This window comes from Pseudaestuariivita sp., from assembly GCF_052825805.1.
This window is the reverse complement of the sequence record NZ_JBRBVB010000015.1, coordinates 244,764-261,440: the sequence shown is the minus strand read 5'-3', so window position 1 is coordinate 261,440 and position 16,677 is coordinate 244,764. Positions and strand designations below refer to the sequence as shown.

The following is a 16,677-nucleotide window of genomic DNA, read 5'->3' as shown; positions in this document are numbered from 1 at the left end:
CAGGAGTTTTTCGCCAATGTCGCAACTGCAAGTGGCCGTCAGTACCTTCCCCCACCTCTATTCCTCGACCGGTCTTGAGTCGCTCAAGCATCTGCACGGGATGGGGTACAAGGCTTTCGAGCTCATGATCTTCCCGCCGCATTGCTGGCCGTCGCTGCTCTCTGCGGACGAGCGCAAGGCGTACAAGTCCTGGCTGGACGGCGAGGGCGCAAAGATCACGTCGTTCTGTTATCCGCTGATCGACAACAATCCGAACTCGCCTGATCCGCACATGCGGCAGTACACGCTCGACCGCTATTACGAGGCGATCGATTTCGCCGCCGAGCTGGATTGCCCCTACGTTGTGATGATCCCCGGCGTCTACGGCGGGCTGATCGATCCCCCGAAGGAGTGGCTCGACGACTGGTTCGTGGAGTCCGCCAAACAGGTCGTCGCCCATGCCAAAGGCACCGGCGTGCGCATCCTGCTTGAAAACGTGCCGTTCACGCACCGCCCGTCGGTGCAGGACATGGTCGACCTCTGCGGCATGATCGGGGACATCGGCGTGAATTACGATGTTTGCAACGGCCTCTATATCGAGGAGGACGCGGGCGACGCGATCCGCCTCCTGGGTGATCTGTGCGAAAACGTGCACATCTCCGACAGCCCGGCCGATGTCTTCAAGCATGAACGCCTCGGCACCGGCATCGTCGATCCCGCGCCGGTCGCGAAGGCGCTCAAAGACATCGGGTACGACAAGCTCACCGTGCTCGAGATGATCTCAGACGCCAACCTGCCCGGCACCGACCCCGATGGCGACATCCGCGCCAGCCACGACATTCTGGCCCAGCACGGCTGGGCGGCCCTCTGAAGGCCGACACGAAGGACATCCCCATGAAACAGTTTCGCGGCAGTCACTCCGTCAACGTGACCCCTTTCACCGCCGATGGAAGCGCCATCGACCTCGAGGCCAACAGGCGCCTCATCGACTGGCAGATCTCGCAGGGCGTTCCGGGGGTCATCATCCTCGGCACCACCGGCGAATTCCTGACCGTGTCGGACGCCGAACGCGCCGCCTTTGTCGAGGACACGGTGGCACATGTGAACGGCCGGATCGACGTCTGGGTCGGGGCGTCCAACGCCTACAGCGTCAACGCCGCCCGCTATGCGCGCGAGGCCGAGGCGGCGGGTGCGGACGGTCTGATGATCATCCCGCCCTACTACTATGCTCCCACCGATGACGAGATCGTCGGCTATTACGACCTGATCACCAAGACCTGCGATCTGCCGATCATGCTCTACAACAACCCGGTCACGTCGAATGTCGACATGTCGGCCAAGCTGGTCGGGCGCCTGACCCGCGCGTTCGACACGGTGCGCTACATCAAGGAAGCCTCGATGGACGTGGCCCGTGTCTACGACATCATCGAGGAGACCGAGGGCGTGATGAACGTCTTTGCCGGGGAGCGCATCGTCGAGTCGTTCCTGCTCGGCGCAGTCGGCTACGTGAACCCCTTCGGCAACTACATCCCGCGCGCCTCGACCGGCATCTGGGACCTGCTCGTCGCGGGCCGGATCGAAGACGCCAAGGCCATCCAGCGGCACATCACGATCATCGAACACACGATCGCCGAGGGTCACCCGACCTATGGTCATCAGTGCTATTCCAAGGCGCTGGCCGCCGAAGCCGGCTGCCCCGTCGGGGACGTGCGCCCGCCGCTGACGCAATTTGCGTCTCTCGGCGAGGAAGGCCGCACGCGCGCCGCCAAGCTCAAGCGCATCATGGCCGACCTCGACACCCTTATGGACGATCTGGAAAGCAAGGCCGCATGAGCGAACTGCCCCCCCTCTTCACTCCGTTCACCCTGCGCGGCGTGACCTGTCCCAACCGGATCACGCTGGCGCCGATGTGCCAGTACCTCGCCGATGACGGGCATCCGAACGACTGGCATGTGGCCCACCACGGGCGGTATGCCACCTCGGGCCTCGGCTGCGCGATCACCGAGGCGACCGGGATCACCGCGGATGGCCGGATCAGTCCCGGCTGCACCGGCATCTACACCGACAGCCAGGTCGAGGCGTGGAAGCCGATCACCGCGCTCTACCGCAAGCAGGGCATCCCGATCTTCATGCAGATCAACCACGCCGGGCCAAAGGGGTCGACCATGCGCCCCTGGGACGGCGGCGGTCCGCTGGACCCGGCCAGCGACGAGAAGCCCTGGGAGACCGTGGCCCCATCGGCAATCCCGGCCCGCGAGGGCTGGCACACGCCCCGCGCCCTCGAGCTGCACGAAATGGCCGGCATCGCCGAGGATTTCGCGACCGCCGCCAAGCGGGCGCTGGCCGCCGGGTTCGACGGCGTGCAAATCCACGGCGCCCACGGCTACTTGCTGCACAGCTTCATGTCCCCCTGGTCGAACCGCCGCGAGGACGCCTATGGCGGACCGGTGGAAAACCGGATGCGCTTGCCGCTCGAAGTGGCCCGGGCGGTACGCGCGGCAGTCCCGGACGATGTGCCGGTGCTCTACCGCGCGTCCTGTGTGGACGGCGAGGGCGGCGGCCTGACGCTCGATGACACGGTTGCGTTGGCGCGCGCGCTCAAGGAGGCCGGCGTCGACCTGATGGACGCCTCCGGGGGCGGCATCCCGGCCGGGATGCGACTTGCCCAGATGAAGACCGGGCCCGGCTTCCAGGTGCCTTACGCCGACCGGATCAAGTCCGAGACCGGCCTGCCCACCATGGCCGTCGGCATGATCACCGAGCCGGAGCTTGCCAACGGCATCATCGCCGAGGGAAAGGCCGACATGGTCGCCATGGCGCGCCAGTTCCTGCGTGAGCCCGCGTGGCCCTATCGGGCGGCACAGGCCCTCGGTCACCCGAACCCGCCGTCGATCCTGCCCAAACTCTATGCCTTCTACTTGCGGATCGCGGCCTGAGCGCACACGGGGTCAGCGCACGTAGCTGGCCCCGTTCACATCCAGCGTCGCGCCCGACAGATGGCGACACCCGCCGCTGAGACAGAACGCCGTCAGCTTGGCGATGTCCGACGGCGGCACGAATTCTCCCATCACCAGGCGATCCTCGACCACGTGGCGACCGCCCTGCGACTCGGCAAAGTCGCGCGACATCTGCGTGTCCACGACACCCGGCGCGATGATGTATGTGCGGATCCCGTCCCGCGCATAGCCCGTCGCGACGGTCTGCAGCGCAGCCTTGAACGCCGCCTTGGAGGCCGCGTAGGCAATCGTGCGGGGATTTGTGACACCCTTTTGCGCCGCCCAGCTCGAGATCCCGACGATGTCACCGCCCCCCACCTCGCGAAAGTGCCGGACGGAGGCGCGCAAAAGACGCGCCGCGGAATGCACGTTGACCTGAAAGGTCTCGTCCCACACGGCGTCCCAGGCGTCATCGCCATCGTCGATCCCGCCGTCAAAGCGCATCACGGCGGCGTTGTTGACCACGCCGTCGATCCGTCCGACCTCTGCGAGCGCCGAGGCGAACAGTTGGTCCGCCCCGTCCCGTGCTGATAGGTCCGCCTGCAGAAGGACCGCGCGGTCTGCCGGGACACCGGACATCGCCTCCTCCGCGCCGGCACGGTCGCGCCCGTAGTGGGCAACGACGCGCGCGCCCTGCCGAGCCGCCTCGCGCGCGATGGACTGGCCGATCCCCTTAGAGGCTCCGGTGACAAGAACGGTCTTTCCATCCAGCATTTTTCTGGTCCTTTTGACTGACATGCGTTGACGCAATCGTCATTTTCGCACATTTGTTCACATATCGAACAACTTCAGATCGGGCAATATGAGTCTTCCTCCGCGTGTCTTCCTTTTGGGTGCCGGGGCCATCGGCACCGCCTTTGCCGCCGCATTCCGCGCAGCAGGCTGGTCCGTGACCCTCTGCGACACCTCACTCGGCGCGCGCGAGGCCGCGGCAGACAGCGTCTCCCGCCATACGCGCAGCTTGCGCCGCGCCAGCTACAGCGAGGCAGAGACGCCTGGCGCACTCGACCTCGTGGACGCCATCCCCGAAGCCAGCCACTTTGACCTCGCGATCGAGGCCGGGCCCGAGCGGCTCGAGCTCAAGGCGGCAGTGTTCCAGGAGATGCTCAAGCGCCTCGGCCCCGACACGATCCTGACAACCGCCTCATCGGCCATTCCGATGTCCGAGATCCTGCCCGAGCCCGCCGATCAGGCGCGCTGCCTCGTGGCACATCCGGGCAACCCGCCAAGCCTGATCCGCGTGATCGAGCTCGTCCCCGCCCCCGGGACCTCGCCGGACACTGTGACCCGCGCGGACATCCTCTTTCGACGCGCAGGCTTCGCGCCGGTCGCGCTTGGCAAGGAGGTCCCTGCGTTTGTCTTCAACAGGTTGCAATCCGCGCTCCTGCGCGAGGCTTATCGGCTGGTCGACGAAGGGGTGGTCGACGTCGACGGCATCGACCGGCTCGTGCGTGACGGGCTCGGTCCACGTTGGGCGCTGTCAGGCCCTTTCGAGACCGCCGACCTCAACACCGCCGGCGGCATACGCGGCCATGCCGAACGGCTCGGCCCGGCCTATGCGGCCATCGGCGCCGCGCGCGGCGAGACGCAGGCCCATTGGTCACCAGACCTTGTCGACAAAGTGGAGGCAGAGCGCCGCGCCATCCTGCCGGAAAAGGACTTGCCGAAACGACGTATGTGGCGTGAAACGGCACTGGCCGACCTCTTGGCCGCCCGCCGCCGCCTCCTGGCAGAGGGATTTGACGAATGACCAAACTGCACTTCACCTTTGACGGCGCGCCCAAGTCGGCGGCCCCGGACCTCTCCGTCGCGGCGGCGCTGACCCGGTCCGGCAACCGTGTGTTCCGTCACAGCGACAGCGATGCGCCGCGCGGCATCTTTTGCGGCATGGGCGTCTGCCAGGATTGCTTGGTGACCATCGACGGCACGCCGAACCAGCGCGCCTGCATGACGCCGCTCCGTGACGGGATGCAGGTCGAGACGCAGGTCCCGCGTCCCAGCCTGACCGTGCCGCCCGCGCAGGAGAAAACGGCGCAGCGATTGTCGCCGTCCGTGCTTGTGATCGGCGGCGGCGCGGGTGGTCTCAACGCAGCGATTGCCGCGCGCGAAAGCGGTGTTGACGTGCTCCTCCTCGACGAGCGCAAGGTGCCGGGCGGGCAGTATTTCAAGCAATCCGCCGCGCCCGATGCCGCGCCAATGGACGCACAGCAATCCGAAGGGCAGGCCCTCGTGCGCAAGGCGCGGGCCGCAGGCGTCGATTTCCTCACCCAGACCGAGGTCTGGGGCGCCTTCGACGGACCCGAGATCATGGCGAGCGATCCAGGCACCGTCTACGCCATCACGCCGCAAAAGGTGATCGTGGCAACCGGGGCCTACGAGCGCCCCGCGATGGTGCCGAACTGGACGTTGCCCGGTGTGATGACAGTTGGCGCAGCGCAGACCCTTTGGCGCAGCTACCGCACCCTGCCCGGGCGCCGCGTGGCACTGTTCGGCAACGGCCCGCTGACCGCGCAGGTGGCGCTGGAACTGGCCGAAGGCGGCGCCGAGGTCGTGCTGCTCGGCGAGGCGGCTCCCTCGCCGTCGCGCGCTCCCGGCGCTGCGCTCGCGATGGCGCGGGCAGATTTCGGTCTGACGCTCAAGGGGATCGGAATGCTGGCACGGCTGCGCCGCAAGGGCATCACCTTGCGCCACGCGTGCCGCCCGACATCCATCGCGCAAGACGGCGACAGCCTGCGCGTCACCTACGAGGCAAACGGCAGCGCCGCAGAGGTCGAGGCGGATGCGGTCTGCATGAACTTCGGCTTCCAGCCGCAAAACGAGATCCTGCGGCTCCTTGGCGTGAAAATGTCGTTCGACACCCGCTTTGACCAACTGCGCCCCGCGCGCACGGCAGAGATGGAGACCTCGGTCAAAGGGGTCTACGCCATCGGGGATTGCTGCGGCCTCGGCGGTGCGCCTGCCGCAGCCGTCGAGGGCCGGATCGCAGGGCGCGCAGCGGCTGTCGGGACGGGCGCGAGCGCCGCAGACCGCGCCGAGCTGCGCCGGCACCGCGCCTTTCAGGACGCGCTCTGGTCGACTTACAGCGCGGCGCCCGCCCAGCTCGAAACGCTTGGCCCCGACACCATCGTGTGCCGCTGCGAGGAGATCACCAAGGGCACGCTCGACGCGGCCTTGTCGGATGGACACACCGACATCGGTGCGGTCAAACGCGCGACGCGGGTCGGCATGGGGCGCTGTCAGGGCCGGTATTGCGCCCCGGCGCTGGCCGGCTACATGGCGCGGCGTACCGGGGCGGATGTCGAGGACCTGTCGTTCTTTGCGCCGCGGATCCCGATCAAGCCTGTGGGGATCGGCACGCTCGTGGCGGCGGAAAAGCTGCTGGACGCAGACGGCGCGGATGACTGACCGGACCGACCTTTTGGTGATCGGCGGCGGGATCACCGGGCAATGCGCCGCCTTGGCCGCCGCCGAAGAGGGCGCTTCGGTGCGAATCGTCGACTTTTCACGCAACGCGGGATCGCACGCCAACGCCGGCAGCCTGCACGTGCAGATGCAGAGCCGTTTCCTGCGCCTCAACCCGCATCTCGCCGGCAACCTCGAAAGCTCCCTGCCGCTGTACCTGCAGGCCGTATCGGCCTGGGAGGCGCTCGACGCCAAGCTGGGCGGTGTCGAGCTGACCCGCGAGGGCGGCCTGATGCTGGCGGACGCGCCCGAGCAGATGGCATTCCTGCGCCAAAAGGCCGAGCGCGAGGCGCGCAAGGGTCTGTCGGTGGACATCCTCGACCGCGACGCGCTTTTCGAGATCGCGCCGTACCTTGGCCAGACCGTCGTCGGCGCCGAGATCTGCCACAACGAAGGCAAGCTCAACCCGCTGGTGGCCAACCGCAAAATGCAGGCCCGGCTCGATGCGCTGGGCGTGGTGCAGGCGCACGACCGGATCACGGGCTTTGACATGGGCAACGGCAGCGCCGTCGCCGTGGGGCGCGCGCGCTACGGTGCCGACCAGATCGTGATCGCCGCGGCCTGGGGGGCGGGCGGTCTGGCCAGCGACCTGGGCCTGCCGATCCCGACCCCGCCCGAGCCCTTGCACATGAACATCACCGAGGCGGGCGCCTACCAGATCCGGCACCTCGTGCAGCATGCCGAACGGCCGATCACGCTCAAGCAGTTCCGCTCCGGGCAAGTTGTGATCGGAGGCGGCTGGGCGGCGCGCGAGGGCAGTGGCGACGCGGTGCCGACAATCCTGCAGCGCAGCCTGATGGGCAACGTGGCGCTTGCCGCAAAGATCGCGCCCGGTATCGGCGGCCTGCGCATCCTGCGCACCTGGGCGGGGTACAACACGCCGGTCGACGGCAAGGCCACGATTGGCCCGTCGCACCGTCACCCGCGCATTCATTTCGCGCTGCCGGGCGATGCCGGATACACGCTGGGACCGATCGTCGGGCAATGTGCTGCGGCACAGGCGCTGGGCTTTGATCCCCTGACCGATCCGGCGCCCTACGCGGTCTCCCGCTGGGCCGCCTAGCGCGCCAGCGACAGCTGGATTTGCTCCGCCGTCTCGCGCAGCTTGGGAAGGTATGTCTCGATGATCATCTCGGGCGTTGCGCGGATCGTCGGCACGGCGATGTTGATCGCGCCCGCCGTCACGCCAGAGCGGTATTGCAACGGGATCGCAAGGGACAGCAGGCCCAGTTCCAGCTCCTGATCGACCAGCGACCAGCCCTGATCGCGGACTTGCTCGAGGGTGCGCCGGAACTCGGCCTTGTTGGTCATGCTGTGCTGCGTCAGCGGCACCAGTCGCGCGTTTGCGATGATCGCGTCCCAGTAATCCTCGGGCTGTGCCGCCAGGAGCACGCGCCCGTTCGCCGTGTAAAAGGCCGACTGCCGGCTGCCGACGGAGATGCCGACGCTGATGATGTTGTGCGCCTGCACACCAGCCACGTAGACCACCTCCATGCCATCGAGGATGGCGGCGGTGCAGCTCTCGCCGGTCTGCTCGGACAGCCGCTCCATGAAGGGGCGGGCGCGGTCCCAGATGCCGATCTTGGAGAGGACCGAAAAGCCGAGCTCCAGCACCTTCGGCGTCAGATCGAAGAGCTTGCCGTCGGTGACGACATAGCCTTCCTTGACGAGGGTCAAAAGGAAGCGGCGGGCCGTGGCGCGGCTCATGTCAGTTTCGGCGGCCACCTCGCTCAGCGTCATCTTGCGCGACGTCCGGCTGAAACTGCTCAGGATCGCAAGCCCGCGGGAGAGGGACGAGACGAAATCGCGGCTCGACAGCTTGTCCTGCTCTTCGAGCGTCGATTCGGGATCAACCGTGCCAAGTCGGTTTTCAGTCGCCACCGGCACACGCGCCTTCGAAGCAGATTTGGCCATTTTAATCACTTTCCCTGCAGTGAGTGGGCATTACCACCTTCGGCGTTTCATCGGAAGGCCGAGGTTTTTCCCTGTCCTGCCTAAAAAATGCTTGCCAAATTCGCTTTCGTCAAATCATATTACGAACATATGTTCGATATGCGAACACAGCGAACCGGAGATGCCACATGACTTCAAAGCCATTCAAGACACCGGCCATGCCGCGCAGAACGATGCTCGCGGGTCTCGCTGCGGCGGGTGCGACAGCTGCGATGCCGATGCGCCTGCGCGCCCAGGAGCAGATCACGCTTCGCTGGTGGTCGCCGCAATCCTCGCCGGAACAGCTGGCCGCGTACCGCACGCAGATCGCGAACTTCGAAGCCCAGCACGAGAACGTCAAAGTCGTCTTCGAGAAGACCTCCGACGAGGGGTATGCCCCGCAGCTTGCAGCCGCCTTCGCGAGCGGTGACGTGCCGAACGTGGTCACGCACCTGCCGTCCTTCGCCGTGTCGACCTACTGGACCAACGGCCTTCTCGAGCCGTTCAACGATGTTATCGACATGATCGGCCCGGACAAGTTCTACCCCGGCGCCAACGACATCTACGAGGTCGACCCTGGTCAATACGCAGGCACCGGCATCGGCAACTCGGCCGCCAACATGATCTGGCTCCGCAAGGACCTGATGGAGAAGGCCGGCATCGACAAGAACCCGCGCACCTGGGACGAGCTGCTCGACGCCGTCGGCAAGATGCAGGGCGGCGGCATCTGGGGCGCTCCCCTGCCCTACGGCCGCAACTCGATGACCTCGCTTGTCTTCATCGGTGTCATCCACCAGGCCGGCGGCCAGGTCTTTGCGCCTGATCTGAGTGTCGCCATCGACTCGGACGCGACCCGCGACGCGCTCGAGTTCTACAAGGCGATGCGCGAATTCTGCCCGCCGGGCGCCACCAACTACAGCTGGGGCGAGAGCCTCACCGCGTTTGTGTCGGGCGCCTGCGCCACCGGCCTTTATACCGGACGCGTGCTGATCAACGTCGCCAATCAAAACCCGTCGATTGCCGATCAGATCACCTGCGATCTCTACCCGACCAAATCCGAGGACATCGCGCCGTGGACGTTCAACGACTTCCCGTCGGTGTTCATTCCCAAGCAGGCGCCGAACATGGAAGCGACCAAGCAGTTTGCCGCGTTCCTCTTCGATCCCGAAGGCTACATCCAGCAGCTGCACGCCGCGCCCGGCCACGTCCTGCCCGTGCTCGAGACAATCAGCAACGATCCGGCCTACCAGACCAACGAGATCATCGAGAAGTACTCGGCCGAGGTCGGGATCATGTCCGAAGCTGCGGCCAACGGCTTTAACCTCGGGTGGGAAAGCCGCGAGCACCAGCCGAATGCAAAGGCCGGTGAGATCGTGAACTCGGGCGTCATCGCAGAGCTTGTGCAGCGCGTCGTCCTGAATGATGAAAACGTGGATCAGGTCCTGGGCGAGACCACCGCCCGGATCGAAGAGATCATGGCCGGTTAAAAGCCGTTTTCATCGCGGGCGGCGTATTCTCCCTATCGCCGCCCGCACGCACGCTTTCGAAGAAAGACACCATGGCTGCCACCCTGACCAACACGCCGCGCCTCGAGCGCAGCTACGCGCGACTTGGCGTGCTCTTGATTGCACCGACCATCCTCGTGTTCTCGCTGGTGATCGTCTACCCGCTGCTTGCCGCGATCTACCTCAGCGTCTTCTCGATCTACACGCCGACGCTCGAAGGCAATTTCGTCGGGGCGGCCAATTACATCGACCTGCTGACCGGCAGGGAGTTCTGGAACTCGCTCTGGGTCACGCTGGTCTGGACGGTCGGCACGTTGTCGCTCCAGATCGTGTTCGGCGTCGGCATGGCGCTGCTGTTGCACCAGAACATCTGGTTTCGCAGCCTCGCGCGCAGCCTCGTGCTCTTTCCTTATTTCCTGTCCACCGTCGTCGCGGTTCTCGTGTGGCGCTGGCTCTTTAACGACCTCTACGGCGCCCTGAACCACGGGTTGATGCAGCTTGGCATCCTCGACATGCCGCTCGACTGGCTCGGGTCCATGCCGAATGCGATGATCGGTGTGATCCTCGTCGGGGCGTGGAAATACTTTCCGTTTGTCGTGATCGCCGTGCTGGCGCGCCTGCAGACGATCCCCGAGCACCTTTACGAGGCGGCCAAGATCGACGGCGCCGGTCCCATCGCGCGGTTCTGGGATGTGACGCTGCCGCAGCTGCGCAACGTGCTCGTCGTCATCATCCTCCTGCGCGCGATCTGGGACTTTAAGGAGTTCGATTTGATCTACCTGCTGACGGGCGGCGGTCCGGTCACCTCGACCCAGACGCTCTCGCTGCTGGTCTATCAGGAGGCGTTCGGCCTCAACCAAATGGGTCAGGCGGCCGCCTATTCGGTCGGCATGATGCTGGTGATGCTCGTCTTCATGGTGGTCTACATCCGCAAAACGGGGCGCGAGGGATAATGCAACACTCCAGACTGCAGAGCCTGATGCTGAACCTCGTCACGTGGACGCTGGTGCTGCTGATCGCCTTCCCGCTATTGTGGATGATCATAACCTCGGTGAAACCGCAATCCGAGCTCTTTCGCATCCCGCCCACCTGGATCCCGGAGACGGTGACGTTCGAACACTACTGGCGGCTCCTGACGGAAACGCCGTTCCTGACCTACTTCCGCAACTCGATGGTGCTGGCGACCTCCACGACGATCTTTGTCGTCGCGCTCGGCACGCTTGGTGCCTACAGCCTCGTCCGGTTCAAGTACCGCGGGCGCGAGACGCTGGCGATGCTGGTGCTCTTCACCTACCTGCTGCCGTCGGTGGTGCTCATCATCCCGCTTTACCTGATGATGGTTGGGATTGGCCTCTCGAACACGCTGGTCAGCCTGATCCTGGCGCACACTACCTTTGCGCTGCCCTACGCGCTGTGGCTCTTGCGCTCGTTCATGGAGGGCGTGCCGGAGGACCTCGAGTCGGCGGCGCTCGTGGACGGCGCGACCCGGATGGGCGCGTTCCGCGACATCATCCTGCCGCAACTCCTGCCGGGGATCATCTCGACCGCGCTCTTTACCTTCATCCTGTCGTGGAACGAGTACCTCTATGCGCTGGTGCTGGTGAATTCCGACAGCGTCGCCCCCCTGACGACGGGCGTGATGTCGATGCTGATCTCGGCGTTCAACATCGAGTGGTCCCTCCTGATGGCGGCCTCCGTGATGATGAGCCTGCCGCTCATCGTCGTCTTCGCCTTCCTGCAAAGCTATCTGACCAGCGGCTTCGGCGCCGGTGGCGTGAAAGGATGATCCCCCTTGGCTGACGTCACTCTCACCAATGTCCGCAAGCAGTTCGGCGACTTCGTCGCGCTCGAGAACCTGGACATCGAAATCAGATCGGGCGAGTTCGTCGCGCTCCTCGGCCCATCCGGCTGCGGCAAGTCCACGACCCTGCGGATGCTGGCCGGGCTGGAGTTTCCCACCTCGGGAGACATCTCCATCGACGGGCGCGTCGTGAACGATGTCGCCCCCGGCAAGCGCGACATCGCCATGGTGTTCCAGTCCTACGCGCTCTACCCGCACATGAGCGTGGCCGAAAACATCGCCTACCCGCTCAAGAAGCGCGGCGTGAGCGCGGCGGACCGCAAGGTCGCGGTGCAGCGGGCGGCGGAGCTGTTGCAGCTCGAGCCGCTGCTCGATCGCAAGCCCAAGCAGCTTTCGGGTGGCCAACAGCAGCGCGTCGCGCTCGGCCGCGCGCTCGTGCGCGAGCCCAAGGTGTTTCTCCTCGACGAGCCCCTGTCGAACCTCGATGCCAAGCTGCGCAGCTACATGCGGGCCGAGCTGATCGAACTGCACCGCCGCCTGGGCAAGACGATGGTCTACGTCACGCACGACCAGCTCGAGGCGATGACGATGGCCAACCGCATCGCCGTGATGCACGGCGGCAAGCTGCAACAATTCGACACGCCGGACGCGGTCTACAACCGCCCGGCCAACCGCTTTGTCGCCAGCTTCATCGGCACGCCTTCGATGAACCAGCTCGAAGGGCATCTCGACGGCGGCCAGTTCCACGTGGCCGGCGAAAGCATCGCAATCGACCGCAGCCGCTTTGCCGACGATCTCGGGACCGGCGAGCTCGCGCTCGGCGTGCGGCCGGAGTTCGTGAACATCGGCGACGGCGGCCTGCCCGCCAAGATCCGCCTGGTGGAGAACACCGGCCACGAGCAGATCGTCACGCTGGAGCTGACCGACGGCACGCGACTTCTCGCCCGCACCGACGCAGGGCGGCGGCTGGATGTGGGGCAAACGGTCAACGTCGGCTTCCAATCGGACGCGATCCACCTCTTTGCCCCCGGCGAGGAGGGCCCAAGGCTCAACAAGGATGATGCGGCACCGGTGATCCCGTTGCGGTCGCGATAGGAAAGGGATGAACATGGCACAGATCAGGGATCTCGACCGAAAATACGTCTTTCACCCGTTCAGCATGGCGCATGCCCACGAACAGAGCGGCGCTGCCATGATGGCGCAAAGCGCCGAAGGCTGCTGGATCACCGACGACGCCGGCAAGCGCTACTTTGACGCGATGGCGGGCCTTTGGTGCGTGAACGTCGGGTACGGGCGCGACCGGATTGCGGACGCGATGGCCGACCAGGCCCGCAAACTCTCGTATTTCCACGGCTTTTCGTCGATGGCGACGGAACCGGCGGCGCTTTTGGCGGAACGCGTGATCGAAAAGGCGCCGGCGGGTTTCAGCAAGGTGTTCTTTGGCGCGTCGGGGTCCGATGCGAACGACACGCAGGCCAAGATCGTCTGGTACTACAACAATGCGCGCGACATGCCGCAAAAGAAAAAGATCATCGCGCGCGACCGCGGCTATCACGGCGTGACCGTGATGACGGGCGGTTTGACCGGGCTGCCGAGCCTGCACGCGGGCTTTGACCTGCCGCTGCCGATGATCCGCCACGTCTCGGCGCCGCACGGCCTCTGGACCCGGTTGCCGGATGAAGACGACGACGCTTTCGCCACGCGTATGGCGCAGGAGCTCGAGGACCTGATCGTCGAGGAAGGGCCCGAGACCGTGGGCGCGTTCATCGCAGAGCCGGTCATGGGTGCGGGCGGCGTGATCGTGCCACCCAAGGGCTATTTCCCGAAAATCCGTGAGGTGCTCGACCGCCATGACGTGCTGCTGATCGCAGACGAGGTGGTCTGCGGCTTCGGCCGGCTCGGCACATGGTTTGGCGCCGAAAAGATGGAGATGGCGCCGGATCTGATGTCGGTCGCCAAGGGCATCACCTCCGGCTACGCGCCGCTCTCGGGCGTGCTGGTCAGTGACAGGATTTGGTCGGTGATCTCCGGCGCGGGTGCGGCAAAATACGGCGCCTTTGGCCACGGATACACCTACACCGCGCATCCCGTCATGGCGGCGGCGGCGCTGACCAACCTCGACATCGTCGAGGAGGAGAACCTCGTCGCCCGCGCCGGCGAGATGGGTGCCTACCTCAACGACACGCTCAAGAAGGCGTTCGACGGCATGCCGATTGCAGCCGAAGTGCGCGGACGCGGGCTGGTTGCCGCGGTCGAGTTCGCCCAGCCGACCGTCGACGGGTGGCGCAAATTCGACCCAAAGCTGACGGTCGGCGCCCGCATCGTGCGCGCCGCCCTCGAAGACGGGGTGATCTCGCGAGCGCTGCCCAATGGCGACGCGGTCTCCTTCTCACCGCCTTTTGTCGTCACCCACGAAGACATCGATCTTGTGATTTCGACGGTCCGGCGCGCTGCCGATCAGATCTGCGCGGCGCTCAAGGCCGAGGGCCACCTTTCCACCATTCCAGCCTGAGGTCAGACACTTGGACAGAACCAGCATCGACTGGACGGGCGCCATGCCCGCCATCACCACCCCCTTCACGGCGTCGGGCGCGGTGGACCACGACGGGCTTGCTGCCAACATCCGCCGCCTCATGGCCGCAGGCGCGACCGGGTTCGTCTCGGCGGGCTGCACCGGGGAATTCTGGAGCCTGACCGAGAAAGAGCGCAGCGCGATCTACAAGACCTCCGCCTCCACGATCGGGGACAAGGGCGCCAAGATTGTCGGCGCGGCGGCCATCACGCCCGCTGCCGTGCTCGAAGCGCTGCATGCGGCCAGGGAGGCCGGCTGCGATGCGGGTCTGGTCATGCCGCCCTACTTTGCGCACCTGACGGACCGCGAGATCATCCGCCACTACGAACTGGTCGCCGCCGATGCGCCGCTGCCGATCATGCTCTACAACATTCCGGGCAACGCGGGAAATGCGCTCACGCCGGACATCGTCGATGTTCTGGCCGACCTCGATCCCGTCGTGGCGATCAAGGAGAGCTCGGGCGACTGGATCAACTTCCACAAGACGCTGAATATCGCCTCGGACCGGATCAAGGTCTTTTGCGGTCCCTCCTCGACCATCGGTGTGCCGGCGATGCTGGCAGGATGTGACGGGTTGGTGGATTGCTTCCCGAACGTGTGGACCGGGTGTATCGACATGTGGTCCCTGTTCAAGGACGGACAGATCGAAACGGCCTGGGACTACCAGGCGCGCGCGCAGGCGCTGACAGATCTGTTTGTCAGCGGCGGGCGCACGCTCTACCCGGCGACCAAGGCGGCGATGGATCACCTCGGGTACCCCGGTGGCGGCACCCCGCGCGCGCCGCTGCAGCCGCTCGAAGGCACGCCGCTGCAGGAGCTGCTGCAGGGGCTGGAGCGTATCCTGGGACGCAAGTCCTCCCGCGGCCTGAGCCGCACGACAACACTGGAACTGGAAGGAAGCACGACACAATGGACCTCGGTCTCAAAGGACGCACCGCAATCGTAAGCGCGGCGAGCAAGGGGCTGGGCCGCGCCTGCGCCATGTCACTGGCCGGCGAGGGGGTGGACCTCGTTTTGAACGCCCGGTCCGAAGAGGCGCTGGATGCCACCGCAGAGGACATCCGGCGCGCGCACGGCGTCAAGGTCACCACCGTCGCCGCAGACTACAACACCGACGAAGGCCGCGAGGCGGTGTTCAGCGCCGCCGGCACGCCCGACATCCTCGTCACCAATCCCGGCGTGCGCCAGATCCCGGGCGATTTCAACGAATGGGACAAGGACGAGTGGCAGTACTGGCTCGACGTGCACTTCTTTTCGTCGCTCCAGATGATCCAGAAGGTCCTGCCCGGCATGCGGGAGCGCAAGTTCGGGCGGATCGTGAACATCTCGGTCAGCTTCATCAAGTTCCCGCAGCAGAACTTTGCCCATTCCCATGCGGCGCGTCTGGCCCTCTCGGGCGCGATTGCCTCGATGGTGCGCGACGTGGCGCCGGACAACGTGACGATGAACACGGTCTGTCCGGGCTTCTTTGACACCGACGCGCTCCACACAAACCTGCACAACCACGCCCGCCGCGGGAACACGACCTACGAGGCGATCGTCGAGAACCGCCTGCAGAGCGTGCCGGCCGGCCGCTTCGCGGATCCTTCGGAATGCGGCGATCTTGTCGCGTTCCTCTGCTCGGCGCAGGCCGGCTTTATCCTCGGCCAGAACATCATCAACGACGGCGGCGTCTACCAGGGCCTCTTCTGATGACGCCCCGGCGCGTGATGGTGTCGGGCGGCGCCCGCGGGCTCGGCGCCGCGCTCGTCCAGCGCTGCCTCGACGACGGGTATGCCGTGTCCGTCGGGGCGCGGGACCCGGGCGCGGTGCGGGATGTGTTTGGGGGCAAAGTGGCGGCCTTCCGGTTCGACGCCGGCGAGCCTGCCACGGCGCAGGGCTGGGTTGACGCCACGGTCGCAGAGGTCGGCGCGCCCGACGCGCTCATCAACAACGCCGGCATTCTCAAGATGGTGACCTTCGAGCAGGGCGACGAAGACGATCTCGACGCCATGTGGAACGTCAACGTCAAGGCGCACTTCCGCGTGATCCGCGCCGCCCTGCCCCACCTCAAGGCATCGGGGCGCGGGCGCGTCGTCAACATCGCCTCCACCGACGGGAAGCGCTACCGCGACGCGACCGCCTCCATCGGCTACGTGATGACGAAACAGGCGCTTGTCGCCATGACCCACGCGGTGCGCTTTGCGGGGTGGGACGAGGGCCTGCGCGGGACGGCCATCTGTCCGGGGGCGATCGACACCGAGCTGATCGCCAACCTGCCCGGCGTCACGCCCAAGGCACAGCGCCTGCAGCCGGAGGACGTGGCCGAGATCGTCTCGATGGTGCTGAAGCTGCCGAACAGGGCAAGCATCCCAGAAATCATCGCGAACACACGTCTGGAAAGCACGATCTGACAGGTAGCGCGTCCGGCGTTGACCGGCGCCGCATTCA

16 protein-coding genes are annotated in these 16,677 nt (G+C 65.9%); 14 read left to right on the top strand and 2 right to left on the bottom strand.

Translation table 11 applies throughout. From position 1 onward, the window contains the following. The first annotated feature begins 16 nt into the window (after positions 1 to 16). From ACU0B3_RS17285 to ACU0B3_RS17275, 3 genes are read left to right on the top strand one after another with little or no spacing between them, the layout of a single operon-like run. Entirely contained in the window at positions 17 to 850 is an 834-nt protein-coding gene (locus ACU0B3_RS17285) for a sugar phosphate isomerase/epimerase family protein (protein WP_446262126.1), read from the top strand. 23 nt (positions 851 to 873) lie between these two features. Then, on the top strand, positions 874 to 1,812 hold the full coding sequence (locus ACU0B3_RS17280) for a dihydrodipicolinate synthase family protein (protein WP_446262125.1): 939 nt from the start codon (positions 874 to 876) through the stop codon (positions 1,810 to 1,812). Then, the gene (locus ACU0B3_RS17275; protein ID WP_446262124.1) at positions 1,809 to 2,915 is read left to right on the top strand and encodes an NADH:flavin oxidoreductase/NADH oxidase; all 1,107 of its coding nucleotides are present in this window, start codon (positions 1,809 to 1,811) and stop codon (positions 2,913 to 2,915) included. The genes ACU0B3_RS17280 and ACU0B3_RS17275 overlap by 4 nt, the downstream gene beginning before the upstream one ends. Before the next feature lie 12 nt (positions 2,916 to 2,927). On the opposite strand, the gene ACU0B3_RS17270 is transcribed toward ACU0B3_RS17275, so the two are convergent. Further along, the gene (locus ACU0B3_RS17270; protein WP_446262123.1) at positions 2,928 to 3,689 is read right to left on the bottom strand and encodes an SDR family NAD(P)-dependent oxidoreductase; all 762 of its coding nucleotides are present in this window, start codon (positions 3,687 to 3,689) and stop codon (positions 2,928 to 2,930) included. Between the two features lie 88 nt (positions 3,690 to 3,777). On the opposite strand from ACU0B3_RS17270, the gene ACU0B3_RS17265 reads away from it, so the two are divergent. The 3 genes from ACU0B3_RS17265 to ACU0B3_RS17255 are packed head-to-tail and all read left to right on the top strand — an operon-like array spanning position 3,778 to position 7,500. Beyond that, positions 3,778 to 4,725 carry a 3-hydroxyacyl-CoA dehydrogenase NAD-binding domain-containing protein gene (locus tag ACU0B3_RS17265; RefSeq protein WP_446262122.1) on the top strand — a complete coding sequence of 316 codons (948 nt, stop codon included), beginning with the start codon at positions 3,778 to 3,780 and terminating at the stop codon, positions 4,723 to 4,725. Beyond that, positions 4,722 to 6,380: an FAD-dependent oxidoreductase gene (locus tag ACU0B3_RS17260; protein ID WP_446262121.1), complete on the top strand. Its 1,659-nt coding sequence runs from the start codon at positions 4,722 to 4,724 to the stop codon at positions 6,378 to 6,380. The genes ACU0B3_RS17265 and ACU0B3_RS17260 overlap by 4 nt, the downstream gene beginning before the upstream one ends. Further along, a complete protein-coding gene (locus ACU0B3_RS17255; RefSeq protein ID WP_446262120.1) occupies positions 6,373 to 7,500 on the top strand; it encodes an NAD(P)/FAD-dependent oxidoreductase in 1,128 nt (375 codons plus the stop codon). The genes ACU0B3_RS17260 and ACU0B3_RS17255 overlap by 8 nt, the downstream gene beginning before the upstream one ends. Here ACU0B3_RS17255 and ACU0B3_RS17250 read toward each other — a convergent pair. Next, positions 7,497 to 8,351 (bottom strand): IclR family transcriptional regulator domain-containing protein, encoded by an 855-nt coding sequence (locus ACU0B3_RS17250; protein WP_446262119.1) that lies wholly within the window; start codon positions 8,349 to 8,351, stop codon positions 7,497 to 7,499. The genes ACU0B3_RS17255 and ACU0B3_RS17250 overlap by 4 nt on opposite strands. A 197-nt stretch (positions 8,352 to 8,548) precedes the next feature. Between ACU0B3_RS17250 and ACU0B3_RS17245 the strand changes: the two genes are divergently transcribed. The 8 genes from ACU0B3_RS17245 (at position 8,549) to ACU0B3_RS17210 (ending at position 16,640) form a co-directional block, all read left to right on the top strand. Beyond that, a complete protein-coding gene (locus ACU0B3_RS17245; RefSeq protein ID WP_446262118.1) occupies positions 8,549 to 9,856 on the top strand; it encodes an ABC transporter substrate-binding protein in 1,308 nt (435 codons plus the stop codon). A gap of 71 nt (positions 9,857 to 9,927) precedes the next feature. Beyond that, the gene (locus ACU0B3_RS17240) at positions 9,928 to 10,827 is read left to right on the top strand and encodes a carbohydrate ABC transporter permease (RefSeq protein WP_446262117.1); all 900 of its coding nucleotides are present in this window, start codon (positions 9,928 to 9,930) and stop codon (positions 10,825 to 10,827) included. Further along, the gene (locus ACU0B3_RS17235; RefSeq protein WP_446262116.1) at positions 10,827 to 11,660 is read left to right on the top strand and encodes a carbohydrate ABC transporter permease; all 834 of its coding nucleotides are present in this window, start codon (positions 10,827 to 10,829) and stop codon (positions 11,658 to 11,660) included. Before ACU0B3_RS17240 ends, ACU0B3_RS17235 begins: the two co-directional genes overlap by 1 nt. A gap of 6 nt (positions 11,661 to 11,666) precedes the next feature. Continuing rightward, positions 11,667 to 12,770, top strand: coding sequence for an ABC transporter ATP-binding protein (locus ACU0B3_RS17230; RefSeq protein ID WP_446262115.1), 1,104 nt, complete (start codon positions 11,667 to 11,669; stop codon positions 12,768 to 12,770). A gap of 13 nt (positions 12,771 to 12,783) precedes the next feature. Continuing rightward, positions 12,784 to 14,187 carry an aminotransferase gene (locus ACU0B3_RS17225; RefSeq protein ID WP_446262114.1) on the top strand — a complete coding sequence of 468 codons (1,404 nt, stop codon included), beginning with the start codon at positions 12,784 to 12,786 and terminating at the stop codon, positions 14,185 to 14,187. A gap of 10 nt (positions 14,188 to 14,197) precedes the next feature. After that, complete coding sequence (locus ACU0B3_RS17220; protein WP_446262113.1) at positions 14,198 to 15,193, top strand: dihydrodipicolinate synthase family protein; 996 nt, start codon at positions 14,198 to 14,200, stop codon at positions 15,191 to 15,193. After that, positions 15,157 to 15,939 carry an SDR family oxidoreductase gene (locus tag ACU0B3_RS17215; protein WP_446262112.1) on the top strand — a complete coding sequence of 261 codons (783 nt, stop codon included), beginning with the start codon at positions 15,157 to 15,159 and terminating at the stop codon, positions 15,937 to 15,939. Before ACU0B3_RS17220 ends, ACU0B3_RS17215 begins: the two co-directional genes overlap by 37 nt. Next, positions 15,939 to 16,640, top strand: a complete 702-nt coding sequence (locus tag ACU0B3_RS17210; RefSeq protein WP_446262111.1) for an SDR family oxidoreductase — start codon at positions 15,939 to 15,941, stop codon at positions 16,638 to 16,640. The genes ACU0B3_RS17215 and ACU0B3_RS17210 overlap by 1 nt, the downstream gene beginning before the upstream one ends. The last annotated feature ends 37 nt before the right edge of the window (positions 16,641 to 16,677 follow it).